This is a genomic window from Psychrobacter sp. 1Y4 (genome assembly GCF_051847555.1).
In genome coordinates, this window is record NZ_JBPYDE010000008.1 from 1 (window position 1) to 16,123 (window position 16,123).

Below are 16,123 nucleotides of genomic sequence, written 5' to 3' on the forward strand. Positions count from 1 at the left end.
CTCAACCAAGGCAAACTCATCATGTCCCATATAACCTTGTTTGAGTTTATCAGTCAGTTCTGGATGAGAGACTTCATAGTAGGGTACTTAGAATTCGTTAACTACAAATTGACGAGAAGCTTCCCCATCTTTCATATCATACTAAATTTGGCGGATTTTACCTTTGGGGTTGGCATTAGTATCACCTTCTAAATATAGTGGGAACTGTCTAACCAATACATTCTCAACCAAGGCAAACTCATCATGTCCCATATAACCTTGTTTGAGTTTATCAGTCAGTTCTGGATGAGAGACTTCATTCCATGACATCCCTTCATTGTTCGAATAAGCAATGACATCACCATATGAGCCACTACCCACGCTTTGAGTAAAGACTAATATCTCATAGAACCCATCTTTATTAAGATCTCCTACCATGGCACTAACGACAGGATCATCAATGGATTTTTCAATCATATCTTCTCCCATTGTCTGAATTTTTAAGTTATAACCACCTTTAATATTAGGCGTACTCACTACACGCGCAGAAAAATCTGCATAGTGAAAGCTTTTATTATAGTTACCGCTTATGTTGGAAGTCGTATGATCCGCTTCAACGGTTATGGATGGTTTTGCGGGTGAGGTATCGTTCTTATCTAAGATATGTGTATTAGTATTCTGACATGCCGTTAAACTGAGTAACAGCGTGCTTAAAAGTAGTGCTTATTTCATACTAGCTTTGTTCCTTTAAAAAATTAGTATCGAAATTAATGACCGAAAAATTTCTGCTTAAGATACAACAGCAGATTGATCAAGCAATGTTGATACTTTAGAGAGCTTAATTTTCAGACTGTCTGCCGCACTAAGAATGACGTTGTCTAAACTGGTATAAACTATCGCAATATTTGCTCGTAATCTGAATTGTCCTGCAAAAAATACAATTATGAATAGTTTGTGAAAAGTACAAACTACCACTCTATTTATTTCCAACTCATATAAGATAGACCCAAATCAATATTGTTGTAGTTGCTTGTTTACTTAGGATCTCTATATGAATATTAAGATGATGATAATAATTGCTGTTACTGTCATTATTGCTTTCTGGCTAGGTATCAAAGCTCACGAATTTTATTATCATGATATTTGCTTGGATTTAGGCGGTGGTCAAAATCCAGGAAACTATCCTATTTGTGTCATTGAACGATAGCGATACTGCAATAATCTTTAAAGAAAGCATGCTTATAATTTTAGTTTATTGTCTAAAGGAGCTTTTATGAAATCTAAACTGTTTATCGGTGGCTCAATCCTGTTAGCGCTTGCTGCGTTTTTTGGACTGATGGAAACTATGTTTTATGGCGGCGTTAATTCTGAAGGTGTACTTCAAGAAAGTCTGTTTTTACCTCTAACTTTTATCTGCTTAGTCTTAGCAGTAATTTTATATGTCTCATTACTGATCAAACAGGTAAAAACAAAACTAGCCCACAATCAAAGCCATTAACGCTTATTTTACGATAGCATCATTAACTAAGATTAACCCCTCATCTACATCAAGCGTTAGCTTATGAACACTTGAGTTGATTTTTTTATTTTGGTCAGTCTCTGTTGGATATTGACGTATAACGACATTGAACGTGTCTTGTCCATTATAATCTATCGTAGTCAGTGTACTGTACTCACCCAAAAGCTGTTGCCCATACTGGTTGATATTATTAGTACGGTAATCTAGCTCAAAAGCACCTAGATAGAGTGCGCTACTAGGTAGATCAGGGCTATCTAGACTGGATTTTTTATCCGAATCAGGATTGGTTAAAGTATAAGGCGCAACAAACTTAAAAACGTTTTTATCATTTGAAATACTCAACGCAGTGATATTAGTATAGTCTAGTGACGCTGAATAATTTTTACTATCTGCTAATACACCTCTCACATAGGGTTTGCTATCTTGACTGTCATTGGCACTGACAAACTCAGTTAACGCCACTTGATTCTTGTGGTCAGGAAAAGTGATATAAAACTGTCTATCAGTTTCGACATTAAACAGTTTCTGAATGACATTAGAAGACTTAGTTTCTAGTGTCTGCTCTAACGTTTTATCGATATGTTGACACCCAGTGAGCGTGGTTAATGTTACTAATGCAACGATTGAGCTGAGTCGTAAAATTTTCATGGCATCTTAAGTTTATTAATTATTTAAGTCATTTAAATGACTGTTTTTTAAATTGAGCATAGACCCTAATAGGCATTAAAAGATATCATGTAAAAATGGGCAACGTTGTTTTATTAACCACTTTTCTTACTGATAAGTGGGTATGTATGTCTTTAACGCTAGTCAGCTTATGCAACTTACGAGTAAACTCTTCATAACCATTGAGGTCTGCGCTGACTACTTCCAATAAGTAATCATAAGGGCCCGAGACAACATGGCCATTAATGACTTCGTCCATCTCAGATAACGCATTTTCAAAAGCGATAATTGACGCTTCTTGATGATTATTGAGACTGACTTCTACAAAAAAGCTCATCTTAATGCCAGTTTTCACTCTACTGACGTTTGCTTGGTAACCCTCTATATAGGATTCATCTTCTAAACGTTTCAGGCGCCTAGCACAAGGTGAGGGTGACAGACCAATGCGCTCGGCTAATTCAGCTGTCGATAAGCGTCCTTCTTTCTGAAGCACTTCCAAAATATGACGGTCGATTTTATCCATGTATTGCCTTTCTGGTGTTTTAAGCCAATAATTCTATATTAATTGGCATTATCCACTAAATAACTATAGATTTGCAATAAAAGAATAGAGATAAAAGCGCGATGTTTGATTGATAATTAGGCTTTGTATACAAGCTTAAGATATCGACATGAACACAATCTTTCAATCATCTCCGCGCAAAAACACCTTATTTGCAATGTCTCCGCTAGCGAAAGGCTATGTGGCTATGATTGCCGTGCTACTTATCTGGTCAGGCTTTGCATTGACTGTCCGAGCTATTGGTGGGTCATCGCTAAGTATTGCTGATGTCATGCTCATTCGATTTAGCGTGCCATTACTTTTATTGACGCCTTGGGCATACTCCAGTTTGAGGGAAATTAAAAGTATTAAATGGATTGATGTCTTATTTATATTATGTGGCGGCGTTCCCTTTCTGTTACTAGCTACCTTTGGCGCAAGAACTGCTCCTGCTGCTTACGTTGGTACTATTTTGACAGGGACGCCAGTATTCTTTGCCGCCCTCTTATCTTTTATTTTTTATCGTCAAAAGATATCGCTAAAAAAGTTTTTGGCATTCATTCTGATTCTGTTTGGTGTAACCGCTATGATTATAGGGAATGCAGGGTCTCCGCCTAAAAGCTTGCTACATGGCGTGGCCTTCTTATTGCTTGCAAGCTTGGTTTGGGCAGGTTATACCTTGGGTCTAAAAAATACGAAGTTGAGTCCGATAGCTGTGGCTATCGTACTTTCTTACACGTCATTTTTTATAGTATTAGTGATGGTTCTAGCTGGCATTTTAAAGACAAATTTAGGGGTCGTTTCTTTTGACGACGCCCTACCTTTTATTTTGGTACAAGGCGTTGGTGTTGGGGTGGTCTCAACCATTGGGTTTTCTTATGCGGTCAACAAACTGGGCTCCATTCGCACCTTGCTGCTTGGCTCTTTGTCTCCTGGACTGACCGCCTTACTCGCAGCATTGATACTTCATGAACCTTTAACAATGGTAGTGGTATTCGGCATAGTATTAAGCTCAATTGGCGTTATTGCATCTAATCGAGTGAAGTAAATGAAAACCAGTGAGCTATGCTAAAAAACCATAGAGCTAATTTTGATAAACGCACGTCTCAATAAACGCACGATTTTTGGTTTGATTATTATCGTTAAGCTATATAACTAAAATCTTCCCAGTTAATATCTATGAATTTGACAGCTATGTCAGCAAGTTAAAATATTGAGACTATTAGCCTATAGCCTGATATTCAAATCCTCAATAGGGAACCAAACCCTCAACACTCTCAACCCAATCAAACGCTTCTAAAATACGCATCCATTGATCGTCTAATCCTGCCGTTAGCATTAAAGACTCACCAATGATTGGATGGCTAAACGCTAAACTTTGAGCATGTAGCAGCATGCGCGTGCAGTCATACTGACTACGGAAAAATCGATTATGCCGTCCATCGCCGTGGCTAGTATCACCCACTATAGGATGAAATAGATGTTTCATATGCCTGCGCAGCTGATGCTTGCGCCCTGTCTCAGGTATTAAGCGTATAAGACTATAGCGACTGGTATCATGCTTTCTTGATACGGAAAAGGGCAGCTCAACTTGGGCCAAACGTCGCCAATGGGTTACCGCCTCTTGAGCTGGTTTGTCCAAGTTGGCAAATTTATCAGCGATGGCATCAGGCTTAAAGCTGAGGGCATGGTCAATAGAGCCTTGCTCTGGCATGTAACCGCGTACTACCGCTAAATAGTGTTTGGTTACCTTGCGCTCAGTAAAAGCCTCAGTAAGGCTGCGCGCGACGCTTGAGCTTTTAGCAAATAGCAACACCCCTGATGTCGGTCTATCTAACCTATGTACTGGAAATACATGACACCCTACCGCATCGCGGGTGAGCTGCAGAGCAAAGCGCGTCTCGTCTTTGTCCAGCCAACTGCGATGGACGAGTAGTCCCGCCTCTTTATTAATGGCTACTAAAAACTCATCTTCATAAATGATTTCTATTTGGTCGGCGTGTTGGTCAGCGTTGCCGTTTTCGATATCCATGTTCATATTTTTGTCTTCAATGCTCATAATGTAGATGCCATCATTATATATTTACTGTCTCTTATACATATCTTTTTATCGCACCCATAATGGCATAATAAATTGGTACTGTATTTATACGCTGTACATAAAGGAACGATTATATTGAAGTATTCTGAAATTATTTATTCATAAATACATAAGCCCCCTTTGTCCTTATTGTAAATTATAAAAACCAATCTAGGCTGACGTCATTGTATTGTCATATCTGATAGATACACTGCAGACTTATGCAAGACAAGTACTTAAATTTTATAAGTGATTAGGTGAGTCGATATGTTAGAGCTAAGGCAGGTTACAAAGAGATATGATGACAAGGTGATATTCGAGGATCTTTCACTCAAAATTAATAAGGGTGAGATAGTTTCAATCTTAGGGCCATCTGGCTGCGGCAAGACTACTTTACTGCATATGATTTTGGGTTTAACTGATATTAGTGGTGGCCGAATTGCCTACAATGGTGAAGATATCACCCGAGTGCCGATGCAGGAGCGAGGATTTAATATTGTTTTTCAGGACTATGCCTTATTTCCCAATCTCAATGTTAAGCAAAACATCGAATACGGTCTACGCAATAACGCCAATCTAAGCACGCAACAAGAAGTCGATGAGCTTGTTGATTTACTTGATATAAAAGCACATCTAAACAAGCGCATTCATCAGCTATCAGGCGGTCAAAAGCAGCGTGTCGCGCTGGCACGTACGCTAGTCATGAAACCCAAGATACTACTATTAGATGAGCCTTTGTCGGCACTAGATGGGGTGATTAAAGAAACAGTCAAAGCGCGTATTCGTGAGATTGCAAAACGCTATCAGCTGACTACCTTGATCGTCACTCATGACCCAGAAGAAGCGATGACGTTATCAGATCGTATCTTACTGCTATCAGATGGCAAAGTCGCGCAATTCGCTGAACCCGCTGAAATCATACACAATCCTGCCAATGATTTCGTCACCAACTTCATTCTAAATCAGCTCAGTATCAAACGTCGCAATATCTTAAGCTTATTTGCCAATGGTATATCTGAAGCTGATCCGCTAAGTAAATACACTCAAACCCAAAACTATGGACAGTATGAGGCTGAGATTAGTCCCCGTATTACTGATTCTAAAGCTATCACTGTCCATGATAAACAAAAGTCAAAAGATACGGTGAAAGGCTGATTTTGTAGAAGCTGACAGTGACTGAATCGGCAACTGAAGTACTGACTATTGATGTCTTTCAGTAAAAACCTGACCATTTGATTGTTTTGGACGTTTATGAAGCTTAGTAATCCACCCCAAGCAAAAGCCATTTGGCTATTTGTGACGATTTTATTCATCGCTTTTCTGTTTGTACCCTTAGGTAAAATGCTGGCGTTATCATTAAATGTCGGCGATGGTATTGGCTTAGATAACTATAAAAGTATCGCAAGTAGTGATAGCTTTAAACAGGTGATGTTTAATAGTTTTTTTGTGGCGACGGTAAGTGCTCTGAGCGCCACCATGCTCGCTTTCATCTTAGCTTATACCGTGCACTGGACCAACTTACCGAACGGCTTTAAAAAGGTCATTAAAGTCGCCGCCTTATTGCCCATGTTGTTGCCCACGGTGACCTATGGCTTTGCTATTATTTATACCTTTGGCAAGCAAGGTTTATTGACGCAAATACTCGGCTTTCAGCTGTTTGAACATATATATGGCTTTCAAGGAATGTGGCTTGGCTATACCATTTATACCTTACCCATCGCCTTTTTATTACTCAATAATACCTTTCAGTATTTAGACAAAAAATTCGTTATCGTCTCAGAATTAATGGGCGATTCGTCTCTGCGCCAGTTTGACATGACGGTGATTCGCCCATTGATAGGCACCTTTGCCGCGGCCATGATTCAGTGTTTCTTTTTAGCCTTTACCGACTTTGGCATTCCGGCGTCCATTGGCGGGCAATATAAAGTCATCGCTACCGAGCTTTATACCCAAATACTAGGCGCGTCGCCTTCGTTTGAAAAAGGGGCAGTGGTCGCATTGTTTATGCTTATTCCATCGATATTGAGTATTGCCATACTCTGGTATGTCGCGCGTTTTAATGTGCGTTACGACACGGTAGCAAATATCGACCTGCCTACTTCGAAAATCAAAGACCGAGCCTTAGCGCTATTATCGAGCGCTATCTTATTTTGCTTACTGATGGTCTTTGCGGTGATATTTATCATTCCATGGATCAAGACATGGCCTTATCAAATGCAGTTCAGCACAGAAACCGTCAGCAAGGTTTTAGAATCTGCCAATCTCATGCGCGTCTATAAAAACTCGCTCATCGTCGCGGTATTGACGGCTATCTTCGGTACCTTAATCACTTACTTTTCAGCACTGTTGTGCGAGCGCTCAGGTTTATTCAAAGTTGGTAAATTCAGTATTCAGAGCTCAGCATTGGTGACCAACACCGTACCAGGGATGGTCGTGGGTATTGCTTATCTGATGGTGTTTTCAGGCTCTGCTGTCGCCAATACTATTTTTATTATCGTGATAAGCAACATCATTCACTACTTTGCCACCCCTTATCTGATGAGTAAAAATGCACTGACTAAGATGAATCTAGGCTGGGAGACGACGGCGAGCTTACTGGGTGATTCATGGTTTGCGACGCTGCGGCGTGTGGTGATTCCCAATTCATTCTTTACCTTAATTGAAGTGGCGTCCTTCTACTTTATCAGCGCCATGGTGACGATTAGTGCGGTTATCTTTATCTCTGGTGCCAAAACCATGGTGCTTACCACCAAAATCGTCGAATTGCAGCATTTTGCGCGATTTGATGAGATTTTTATCTTATCGCTGATGATATTGCTGACCAATATCTGCGCCTTGATCCTGTTTGCCAGCATTCGTCATCTATATAGCAGGCGACTCTACGGCACACCGAAAATAATCACCGAAAAAGCTGTTACCGCAAAGGCTGTTTAATCTATCGATAAGTTTTATGTAAGCCAATTTTAATAACTAATCTCTAATAATTAAACCTTCAATAAAATATATAGGATACATAATGTTTTCATTCAAAACGTTAATGGTGAGTCTTGCTTTCGGATTCACATTGGTAGGCTGTAGCTCAGCCGCTTCTAAGGACAATAGTATAGAGGAAGTCATCATCTATAGTAACGCCGACGAAGAAGCGGTAGAAGTCATCCAAGAAGTATTAGATCAAGCGGGCTATGAAGGTCAATATATCTTCCAATCCTTTGGCACCGGTGAGCTTGGCGGGCGTTTATTGGCGGAAGGTAAAAACACAGAGGCAGACTTGGTCACCATGAGCTCGTTTTATTTAGAGAGCGCGCAGGCAAAGCATTCGATGTTTAAAGAGCTAGCGTTTAAGGTCAATCCTCAAGTGACAGTACCTAATTACTATGCCCCCATTCTCAGTTTTACTGGGGCAATGATTTTAAACACGAAAGAGATGGCTGTACAAAATCTGCCTAGACCAACCAGTGCCAGAGATTTGGCAAATCCAGTCTACAAAAATAAAATTGCGATGGTTGATCCCAATGGCTCATCGACTGGTTGGTTATTTGTTCAAAACATCACATCTGCCTATGGCGAAAATGACGAAGGACAAAAAATCATGAACAGTATTCGTAAAAATGCTGGTCCCAATTTAGAGCTATCAGGATCAGGCCCATTGAAAAAAGTCATAGCAGGTGAAGTGCCTATTGGCTTTGGTATGCGTCATCAAGCTGTCGTGAATAAAGATGAAGGTCTGCCTATTGATTATATTGATCCTAGCGAAGGCAACTATACGCTGAGTGAATCAGTCGCTGTTATCGATAAAGGAAACAAAACCAATCAAAATGCAATGGAAATAGCCGAAATTATCACCAAAAATGCGCGACCACAACTATTAGAGATATATCCAAATGTCGTCTATGACGGTGAAACAGTGGCACCTGAGAACCAAGTCAAAAATGTAAAAACCTATGCTGAACCGCTGACCGCTGAGTTATTAGATAAGCATAGAGCTTTTTTTCACGGTCAAAAGATATAAGTTCTAATTTTTGAGGTTAAAACCAAGGAACATCGCTATGCAGTTATTAACCAAATTATCCCCAAAAAAATACGATGTGGTGATCGTCGGTGGTGGCATCGTCGGCCTTGCCAGTGCTTATGCTGCCGTCAAGAAGGGACTAAGTGTCGCATTGGTAGAGCGTGAGTCACAAAATAAAGATGCGTCAGTGCGTAATTTCGGTTTTGTTACCGTCAGTGGTCAGCAACGGGGCGAGCATTGGCAACGAGCCATGCATACGCGTGATGTCTGGGCAGATATTGCGCCAAAAGCAGGTATTGAGGTGGCGCATCGTGGCCTGCATATGCTCATGCAACGTCCAGAGGCGATGGAGGTCGCTGAAGCATTTTTACAAACAGAAATGGGGGAGTCTTGTCGCTTACTGACTCAATCTGAAATCGTAGAAAACGTACCTTATCTCAAAAAAGGTCTGGGTGTGTTGTATAGCCCTCATGAGCTCAGAGTTGAATCAAAAACTGCCATTGGCAAATTGGCAAATTGGCTCAATCAAGTGTACGGTGTGGACTTTTATAATAAAACGACCGTTCATTCGATTGAGCTGCCGATGGTTCATACCAGTCGCGGTACGCTACATGCAGAGCATTGTGTGGTCTGTCCTGGAACAGATTTACACAGCTTATATCCAGTGACTTTGGCGAAGGCTAAGGCCAAACTATGCACCCTGAATATGATGCGTGTGATGCCAAAAAAAGCGTTTAAGTTAAATGCTGCGGTGATGTCGGATCTCAGCTTTGCTCGTTATGATGGATTTGCCCAATTACCCGAAGCAAGAGGGCTAATCAATTTATTAGACGATATCCAGTCAGCCGAGCGCAAAGCAGGCGTACATCTGATCGTGGTGCAGTCTGCTGATGGCTCTCTTATCATCGGCGACAGTCATGACTATAGCGACAGAGAGCTGCCTTTTAGAGATGTGCGCATTGATGATTTGATTACAAATGAGTTTGATCAAATGATGAATATTGGTGAGAGTGACATTACTCAGCACTGGTTAGGTGTCTATCCCAGCGGTGATGATGTAGTGTTTAAAGCGTCTCCAGAAAAAGGTGTGGTTGTCGGCACTATTACAAGCGGCACTGGCGCGTCAACAGGCTTTGCATTTGGTGAAGAGTTAATTCATTTGGTATTGGAGTCAAAATAATGAAGGAAGATATTAATAGTATTAAAGATCCATTCGAGCAGATCAAGCTATGTGTGTTTGATATGGCAGGTACCACCGTAAATGAAGAAAATTTAGTCTACAAAACCGTACGCGATGCGATCAATCAAGCGCTTAGTTCTGACGATAAAAAGGTGGGTTTAGATCCTTGCTTAGCGTTTGGCGCTGGCAAGGAAAAACGCCAAGCGATCAACGACATACTAAATGAATTGAATATCACAGATGATGAGGTTGAATCACTTACCGATACCGCATTTACGATATTCAAAACCCGATTGACAAAGGCTTATACAGCAGAGACTTTGGCGCCCTTTGAGGGGATGCTGGAGCTGTTTGATCAGCTAAAAGCAACGGGTAGAAAGGTAGTCTTAAACACCGGCTACGATGCAACGACCGCCAATAACATATTGACTATCTTGGGTTGGTCGGTGGGCCGCGAGATTGATGCGCTGATTACAGCCGACGATGTCACTAATGGTCGTCCTGCACCAGATATGATTACGTTAGCGATGGACAAGTTTGGGGTAAAAGACTCAAAACACGTGTTAAAGGCAGGCGATAGTGGTATAGATATTGAAGAAGGCAAAAACGCCAATTGTGGTCTCTGTGTAGGCGTGCTAAGCGGCGCGCAAACCAAAGCACAGCTTGAGACGTATGCGCCAGATATCATACTAGAGACGTTGACTGATTTGGCTGAATTGATGTAGACGCTTAAGTGGTTATCAGCAGGTGTGATAAATGGTTGATAATATATCGACAGCTCCATTGCGATGGAGCTTGTTTTATTTTCATTATTCCAAAAAAACCTCCGCCATTTGTTTTGCATAAGATAGCGGAGGATTCGGTATGTTACTGTAGTATTTAAAATAAAACCTTATTTATTAATAAGTTTTAATTAAAAATCAATAACTTATACTATTCGACTGTGACACTCTTGGCCAAGTTACGTGGCTGATCGACGTCTGTACCGCGCATAACAGCGACATGGTACGACAACAGCTGCACAGGAACACTATAAACGATCGGTGCGAGTATCTCGCAGACATCAGGTACATAGACCACATGCAATCTATCTTCCGCTACCATTTGGCTAGCTTCACTGGCGAATACAAACAGCTCACCGTGGCGCGCATGTACCTCTTGCATGTTGGCTTTAAGCTTATCGAACATATTGTCTTTTGGTGCAAGTACCACAATTGGCATGTCTTTATCTACCAATGCCAATGGACCGTGTTTTAGCTCACCTGCCGCATAGCCTTCAGCGTGGATATAGGAGATTTCTTTCAGCTTAAGCGCGCCTTCTAAGGCAATTGGGAACTGCAAACCGCGACCTAAGAACAGGCAGCTCTTCTTCTCTTCAAAGCTTTCACTCATCGCTTTAATAGGAGTATCAAGCTTTAAGCTGGCATGAAGCTGACCCGGTAGCTTATGCAAGTTTTCTAGTAATGACGTCAAACGCTCATTATCGATACGCTCTTGTACGACTCCAATCTTTAACAATAATAGCACTAGCGCGACAAGCTGGGTGGTAAAGGCTTTGGTAGACGCGACACCAATTTCAGGCCCTGCAAGTGTTGGCAAGAAGATATCCGTCTCGCGTACTAATGATGACGTTGGTACGTTACACAGTGCCAAACTCACTAGACCTTCTGGTTTGTGCTTTTGAATCTCACGTAGCGCCGATAAAGTATCAGCTGTTTCACCAGATTGTGAGATACAAACGACGAGCGAATTATCGACAACAACAGGATTACGATAGCGGAACTCGCTTGCGATTTCGACCGAGCAGGGCAGACGTGTTAAATTTTCAAACCAATACTTTGCGACCATACCCGCATGATAGCTGGTACCACAAGCGAGTACTTGAATGTGTTTAACACCAGCGAGCTTGGTTTCGTGACGGTCTAAAAAGTCATCGCGTAGTTTGGTCGTTTCACCATTATCTACTGCCATCTCAACCGTACGAGCGACCGCATCTGGCTGCTCATAGATTTCTTTGAGCATATAATGCTTAAACTCGCCCTTATCGGCGTTGTGCTGCTTGGCATCTATCTCATGTACTTTGCGACTGACTTCTACGCCGTCCGCATAAACACGAATATGTTCACGCGTAATATTAGCAATATCGCCTTCTTCTAGGTACATAAATCGGTTGGTAACTGGCAATAGCGCCAATTGATCTGACGCAATAAAGTTCTCACCGATACCCACACCGATGACCAAAGGTGAGCCCAAACGTACAGCAATGAGCTCTTCTGGACTGTCTACATGGACGATGCCAAGGGCAAATGCACCATGTAATAACGGCGTAACTGTGCGGACAGCTTCTAGTAGATCAGATGTTTTTTGATAAACATCATTGATCAGATGCGCGACTACTTCGGTATCTGTCTGTGATGTAAACTCATAACCTTTGGCCATCAAGTCTTCTTTTAGCTCAGCGTAGTTTTCAACGATACCGTTATGAACGACCGCGATTTTACCTGAGACGTGGGGATGCGCATTACGTTGTGCAGGCTCGCCATGAGTTGCCCAGCGTGTGTGCGCAATACCAATATGACCATCAAAATTGGCTGGATCATTCGCGACTGCATTAACCAATGCCAGTACTTTGCCTACTTGACGTTCACGATGTAATTCACCATTACGAATGACCGTCAAGCCCGCAGAATCATAGCCTCGATATTCCAAACGCTTTAGGCCTTCAAGTAAAATATTAGCGATATTACGCTCAGCAACTGCGCCTACAATTCCGCACATAGCTATTCCTTAAGTTAAATTTTTAATGATGTTAGACAAATAAAAGTGAATCAAAAACAATGTATACAAATCAGTAGTAAGTAAATAAGCTTTGAGTATTCAAAAGTTATTTAATATATAAGTCATATTATTAAGCAGCACCGCAAAATTGCCGCGCTGCTCAAGTTGGTTATAATTTCGCTACTAAACGCTTAACTATAAACTTACTACTATCAGCTAACTATTTCGACTTTTTAGTTGGACGTTGAAAATCTGCTTTTTGTACCTGACGAGCGCGACCCAAAGCCAAGGCATTACTATCAACATCTTCTGTAATTACAGATCCTGCCGCAACTACCGCAGTATCGCCAACCGTTACTGGAGCAACCAGACTCACATTGGAGCCAACAAAAGCATTATTGTTAATAATAGTTTGCGACTTATTCACACCATCATAGTTACAGGTAATGACTCCAGCACCGATATTGACATCAGTACCTACGGTCGCATCGCCAACGTAACTGAGGTGATTGACTTTACTACCATGACCGATAGTCGACTTTTTAATCTCAACAAAGTTGCCAACTTTACTGTTGTCAGATAATACGGTTTCAGGGCGCAAGTTTGCAAAAGGACCAACATCAACACCAGCACCGACCTCAGCGCGATCAAGCACGCAGTACGGTTTGATATGACAAGCATTGCCAATCTGAGTATTTTTGATAACACAACCAGCTTCGATATAAACATTGTCGCCTAAAGTACAGTCACCTTCAAAGACCACACCGACATCGACGAATACGTCTTGCCCCACGCTTAGCGTACCACGTATATCAACACGAGTCGGGTCAGCAAACTGTACACCAGCTTCTTGCAAGTCAGCGACTAGCTTATTTTGCCAAGTACGCTCCAAGCTGGCCAATTGTTGACGGTTGTTAACCCCTTCAATCTCAAACGTATGTTCAGGCTCGATCGCTGCAATCGTTACACCATCAGCAACCGCCATTTTTACGATATCGGTCAAATAATATTCTTGTTGCGCATTGTCATTTGATAATTCAGGCAAGTATTTATGAAGCAGAGCGTTATCAACGCAATAAATGCCACTGTTGATCTCTTTAATACGCTGTTCATCGGCGCTAGCGTCTTTTTGCTCAACGATGGCTTCAACATTTCCTGATGCATCACGCTTGATACGACCCAATCCAAATGGATTATCCACTGTTAACGTCAGCATCGACATGCCATCAGTGTTGGCTGTTTGTAGTGTCGCTAAAGTCTGACAGCTTACTAAGGGTACATCACCATATAAAATAAGACTTTGGCCATCTTTTGGCAATTGCTCTAAGGCAACTTTAACGGCATGACCTGTACCCAACTGTTCAGTCTGCGCGACCCATGTAATTGGTAAATGCGCATATTGACTATCCATCGCTGTCTGTACTTGATCGCCGCCAAAACCATAAACCACAATAGTTTTAGTAACAGTCAACTCATCACAAGTGTCTAAGACGTGTCCTAATAGAGGTTTGCCTGCTAATGTCTGCAAAACTTTTGGCTTAGCAGACTGCATACGCGTGCCTTTTCCGGCAGCAAGGATAATTACAGAAAGGGAATTTGTCATAAGTACTCTATAATAGGTGTAACAGAATATGATAAGATTATAACGCAAATGTCGAGAAAAACATATTCATTTAAGTGAATATTATGATACTTTGTTATCGTTGGGTTTATAGTAATGAGGTAGTTTGTAACATAATTCGCTAAAATAGCAGTTATTTATACTAGCATGCCTATCATAACAACAATCCAAACAGCTGCGGCCATAATACCGGCAATAATGTCGTCGAGCATAATACCAAGACCGCCTGAGACTTTTTTATCTGCCCAACCAATGGGTGGTGGTTTAATGATATCAAAGAAGCGGAAAAGTACAAATGCGATTACAAGAGCAATAATAGACAAACTTTGTGAAATATCGTGCCAAAAATTCGTAACAGTAATACCTGTATAAGAAAACGGCAATAAAGTAATCCACATACCAGCCCACTCATCCCAAACGATATGCGGATCATCATGTCCTTGCATCAAATCAGAGGTACGACCGCATATCCAGATACCAATAATGCAAGATAGTATTGTGATAATCAGAAACGGTACAAAACCTAAGCTCATAAGCGGTATCGCAATGATCAAACCACCAACCGTTCCCCAAGTACCCGGAGCACGGCGAGGTAGACCGCTTCCTAAACCAATACCAAGCCAATAAACAATACGGTCAAGTAGGCTGGCATTAGCAGGTAGCGGTGGGCAATCGTTTGCTTTACGAATATCGGGCTTAGATAAGTCATGATCCGTCATGGATTAACCTGCAAAATGTTGGTAACCAGTAAGAGTAGGCCAAGTGGCAAAGGGGGTAGGGTTCGTAGGCGTTACTGGTTGGCCCTGATACAAAAGCTTTGGCCGTAAACTATCTACAATATCTGCCTCGTTTACGGCTATCACTTCACCAATACAGGTGACTGGCGTGTTACTGCTGTTAATAGTAGGCGGCTCAATATGAGCAGGTAAGGTAAACGCCAATTCATAATCATCGCCACCTGTCAGCTGACATAATAAGCGTTCAGCTAAATCAACGCTTGCTAGGGGTTGGCTAGTCGGCAGCTGCTCCAAATCAATGCGCATACCAACAGCGCTCTGCTTGCAGATATGTCCAAGGTCTTGATATAGACCATCTGAGATATCTATCATCGCCGTTGCGCCAATCTGTGCCAACGCTGAACCTAAGGCAATACGCGGCGTAGGCGTATGCAAACGATGAGCCAGCTCTAAACCTTGGCGGCTGTTGGAGTGCTGTAAAGCGTAGGCGGCATCACCAAGGGTGCCTGAGACATAGACTTTGTCACCGACTTGGGCGCCCGAGCGGTAGACTGCTGGCGTGCTTGCGGCTAATAACCCTTGTGCGCTAACGCTGAGTACTAAGTTCTCACTGCGCGTGGTATCACCGCCAATAAGGGTCACGTCAAACAGCTGGCAGGCATGAAATAAGCCTTTAGCAAAGTTTATGAGCCAAGTCTCAGTTGCCAAACGCTCAGGCAGTGCTAGCGCCAGCAAAATACTATGCGGCGTTGCCCCCATAGCAGCGATATCTGAGACGTTAACGGCGACAGCCTTGTAACCGATGGCAAACGCCAACTCGTTAATTTTCTCCCAATCGGCACTAAAGTGTCGACCTTGAACCAAGGTGTCAATACAGCTAACCAAGCGCGCGCCTACAGGTAATGCCATCACCGACGCATCATCGCCGATGCCTTTTTCGACATCATCAGCTAAAGAATGTGCTGCTTGCATTTGTGTAAATATGCGCTCGATTAGCTCAAATTCATTCATGG

The 16,123-nt window shown here is 42.0% G+C and carries 16 protein-coding genes; 8 read left to right on the forward strand and 8 right to left on the reverse strand.

Features of this window, described 5'->3' with window-relative positions; translation table 11 throughout:
• Nucleotides 1-141: 141 nt before the first annotated feature.
• Nucleotides 142-456: a hypothetical protein gene (locus ACS8FC_RS08220; RefSeq protein ID WP_439262962.1), complete on the reverse strand. Its 315-nt coding sequence runs from the start codon at nucleotides 454-456 to the stop codon at nucleotides 142-144.
• 574 nt (nucleotides 457-1,030) lie between these two features.
• On the opposite strand from ACS8FC_RS08220, the gene ACS8FC_RS08225 reads away from it, so the two are divergent.
• Together ACS8FC_RS08225 and ACS8FC_RS08230 are read left to right on the forward strand one after the other, a co-directional pair.
• Nucleotides 1,031-1,186 carry a hypothetical protein gene (locus ACS8FC_RS08225; protein ID WP_439262964.1) on the forward strand — a complete coding sequence of 52 codons (156 nt, stop codon included), beginning with the start codon at nucleotides 1,031-1,033 and terminating at the stop codon, nucleotides 1,184-1,186.
• Nucleotides 1,187-1,252: 66 nt separating this feature from the next.
• Nucleotides 1,253-1,477 carry a hypothetical protein gene (locus ACS8FC_RS08230; protein ID WP_439262966.1) on the forward strand — a complete coding sequence of 75 codons (225 nt, stop codon included), beginning with the start codon at nucleotides 1,253-1,255 and terminating at the stop codon, nucleotides 1,475-1,477.
• Between the two features lie 3 nt (nucleotides 1,478-1,480).
• Here the strand turns inward: ACS8FC_RS08230 and ACS8FC_RS08235 are convergent, their stop codons facing one another.
• Together ACS8FC_RS08235 and ACS8FC_RS08240 are read right to left on the reverse strand one after the other, a co-directional pair.
• Nucleotides 1,481-2,146: a hypothetical protein gene (locus ACS8FC_RS08235; protein WP_439296442.1), complete on the reverse strand. Its 666-nt coding sequence runs from the start codon at nucleotides 2,144-2,146 to the stop codon at nucleotides 1,481-1,483.
• An 85-nt stretch (nucleotides 2,147-2,231) separates the two neighbouring features.
• Nucleotides 2,232-2,687 carry an Lrp/AsnC family transcriptional regulator gene (locus ACS8FC_RS08240; protein WP_439262970.1) on the reverse strand — a complete coding sequence of 152 codons (456 nt, stop codon included), beginning with the start codon at nucleotides 2,685-2,687 and terminating at the stop codon, nucleotides 2,232-2,234.
• Between the two features lie 148 nt (nucleotides 2,688-2,835).
• Between ACS8FC_RS08240 and ACS8FC_RS08245 the strand changes: the two genes are divergently transcribed.
• Entirely contained in the window at nucleotides 2,836-3,753 is a 918-nt protein-coding gene (locus tag ACS8FC_RS08245; protein ID WP_439262972.1) for a DMT family transporter, read from the forward strand.
• Nucleotides 3,754-3,954: 201 nt separating this feature from the next.
• On the opposite strand, the gene truC is transcribed toward ACS8FC_RS08245, so the two are convergent.
• Complete coding sequence (gene truC / locus ACS8FC_RS08250; protein WP_439296522.1) at nucleotides 3,955-4,737, reverse strand: tRNA pseudouridine(65) synthase TruC; 783 nt, start codon at nucleotides 4,735-4,737, stop codon at nucleotides 3,955-3,957.
• A 315-nt stretch (nucleotides 4,738-5,052) separates the two neighbouring features.
• Between truC and ACS8FC_RS08255 the strand changes: the two genes are divergently transcribed.
• From ACS8FC_RS08255 to ACS8FC_RS08275, 5 genes are all read left to right on the forward strand, one after another.
• A complete protein-coding gene (locus ACS8FC_RS08255; RefSeq protein WP_439296443.1) occupies nucleotides 5,053-5,940 on the forward strand; it encodes an ABC transporter ATP-binding protein in 888 nt (295 codons plus the stop codon).
• Between the two features lie 96 nt (nucleotides 5,941-6,036).
• Entirely contained in the window at nucleotides 6,037-7,719 is a 1,683-nt protein-coding gene (locus ACS8FC_RS08260; protein ID WP_439296444.1) for an ABC transporter permease subunit, read from the forward strand.
• Between the two features lie 82 nt (nucleotides 7,720-7,801).
• Nucleotides 7,802-8,794 carry an ABC transporter substrate-binding protein gene (locus ACS8FC_RS08265; protein WP_439296445.1) on the forward strand — a complete coding sequence of 331 codons (993 nt, stop codon included), beginning with the start codon at nucleotides 7,802-7,804 and terminating at the stop codon, nucleotides 8,792-8,794.
• A 37-nt stretch (nucleotides 8,795-8,831) separates the two neighbouring features.
• Entirely contained in the window at nucleotides 8,832-9,974 is a 1,143-nt protein-coding gene (locus tag ACS8FC_RS08270) for a TIGR03364 family FAD-dependent oxidoreductase (protein ID WP_439296446.1), read from the forward strand.
• Complete coding sequence (locus ACS8FC_RS08275) at nucleotides 9,974-10,699, forward strand: HAD family hydrolase (RefSeq protein WP_439296447.1); 726 nt, start codon at nucleotides 9,974-9,976, stop codon at nucleotides 10,697-10,699. The genes ACS8FC_RS08270 and ACS8FC_RS08275 overlap by 1 nt, the downstream gene beginning before the upstream one ends.
• 208 nt (nucleotides 10,700-10,907) lie before the next feature.
• Here the strand turns inward: ACS8FC_RS08275 and glmS are convergent, their stop codons facing one another.
• The 4 genes from glmS to thiL all read right to left on the reverse strand — a co-directional run bounded on the left by glmS (nucleotide 10,908) and on the right by thiL (nucleotide 16,121).
• A complete protein-coding gene (gene glmS, locus ACS8FC_RS08280; protein WP_439262980.1) occupies nucleotides 10,908-12,752 on the reverse strand; it encodes a glutamine--fructose-6-phosphate transaminase (isomerizing) in 1,845 nt (614 codons plus the stop codon).
• A gap of 220 nt (nucleotides 12,753-12,972) precedes the next feature.
• On the reverse strand, nucleotides 12,973-14,355 hold the full coding sequence (glmU, locus tag ACS8FC_RS08285; RefSeq protein ID WP_439262982.1) for a bifunctional UDP-N-acetylglucosamine diphosphorylase/glucosamine-1-phosphate N-acetyltransferase GlmU: 1,383 nt from the start codon (nucleotides 14,353-14,355) through the stop codon (nucleotides 12,973-12,975).
• Between the two features lie 155 nt (nucleotides 14,356-14,510).
• Nucleotides 14,511-15,092 (reverse strand): phosphatidylglycerophosphatase A family protein, encoded by a 582-nt coding sequence (locus tag ACS8FC_RS08290; RefSeq protein ID WP_439262984.1) that lies wholly within the window; start codon nucleotides 15,090-15,092, stop codon nucleotides 14,511-14,513.
• 3 nt (nucleotides 15,093-15,095) lie between these two features.
• Entirely contained in the window at nucleotides 15,096-16,121 is a 1,026-nt protein-coding gene (thiL, locus tag ACS8FC_RS08295) for a thiamine-phosphate kinase (RefSeq protein ID WP_439296448.1), read from the reverse strand.
• Nucleotides 16,122-16,123: the final 2 nt, after the last annotated feature.

Excerpts from the sequence above, each read along its gene's own strand:
- ACS8FC_RS08265 (WP_439296445.1), top strand. The coding sequence starts at position 7,802 with ATGTTTTCATTCAAAACGTTAATGGTGAGTCTTGCTTTCGGATTCACA.
- glmS (WP_439262980.1), bottom strand. The coding sequence starts at position 12,752 with ATGTGCGGAATTGTAGGCGCAGTTGCTGAGCGTAATATCGCTAATATT.
- ACS8FC_RS08245 (WP_439262972.1), top strand. The coding sequence starts at position 2,836 with ATGAACACAATCTTTCAATCATCTCCGCGCAAAAACACCTTATTTGCA.
- glmU (WP_439262982.1), bottom strand. The coding sequence starts at position 14,355 with ATGACAAATTCCCTTTCTGTAATTATCCTTGCTGCCGGAAAAGGCACG.
- ACS8FC_RS08225 (WP_439262964.1), top strand. The coding sequence starts at position 1,031 with ATGAATATTAAGATGATGATAATAATTGCTGTTACTGTCATTATTGCT.
- ACS8FC_RS08260 (WP_439296444.1), top strand. The coding sequence starts at position 6,037 with ATGAAGCTTAGTAATCCACCCCAAGCAAAAGCCATTTGGCTATTTGTG.
- ACS8FC_RS08230 (WP_439262966.1), top strand. The coding sequence starts at position 1,253 with ATGAAATCTAAACTGTTTATCGGTGGCTCAATCCTGTTAGCGCTTGCT.
- ACS8FC_RS08235 (WP_439296442.1), bottom strand. The coding sequence starts at position 2,146 with ATGAAAATTTTACGACTCAGCTCAATCGTTGCATTAGTAACATTAACC.
- ACS8FC_RS08240 (WP_439262970.1), bottom strand. The coding sequence starts at position 2,687 with ATGGATAAAATCGACCGTCATATTTTGGAAGTGCTTCAGAAAGAAGGA.
- ACS8FC_RS08255 (WP_439296443.1), top strand. The coding sequence starts at position 5,053 with ATGTTAGAGCTAAGGCAGGTTACAAAGAGATATGATGACAAGGTGATA.
- truC (WP_439296522.1), bottom strand. The coding sequence starts at position 4,737 with ATGGATATCGAAAACGGCAACGCTGACCAACACGCCGACCAAATAGAA.
- ACS8FC_RS08290 (WP_439262984.1), bottom strand. The coding sequence starts at position 15,092 with ATGACGGATCATGACTTATCTAAGCCCGATATTCGTAAAGCAAACGAT.
- thiL (WP_439296448.1), bottom strand. The coding sequence starts at position 16,121 with ATGAATGAATTTGAGCTAATCGAGCGCATATTTACACAAATGCAAGCA.
- ACS8FC_RS08270 (WP_439296446.1), top strand. The coding sequence starts at position 8,832 with ATGCAGTTATTAACCAAATTATCCCCAAAAAAATACGATGTGGTGATC.
- ACS8FC_RS08220 (WP_439262962.1), bottom strand. The coding sequence starts at position 456 with ATGATTGAAAAATCCATTGATGATCCTGTCGTTAGTGCCATGGTAGGA.
- ACS8FC_RS08275 (WP_439296447.1), top strand. The coding sequence starts at position 9,974 with ATGAAGGAAGATATTAATAGTATTAAAGATCCATTCGAGCAGATCAAG.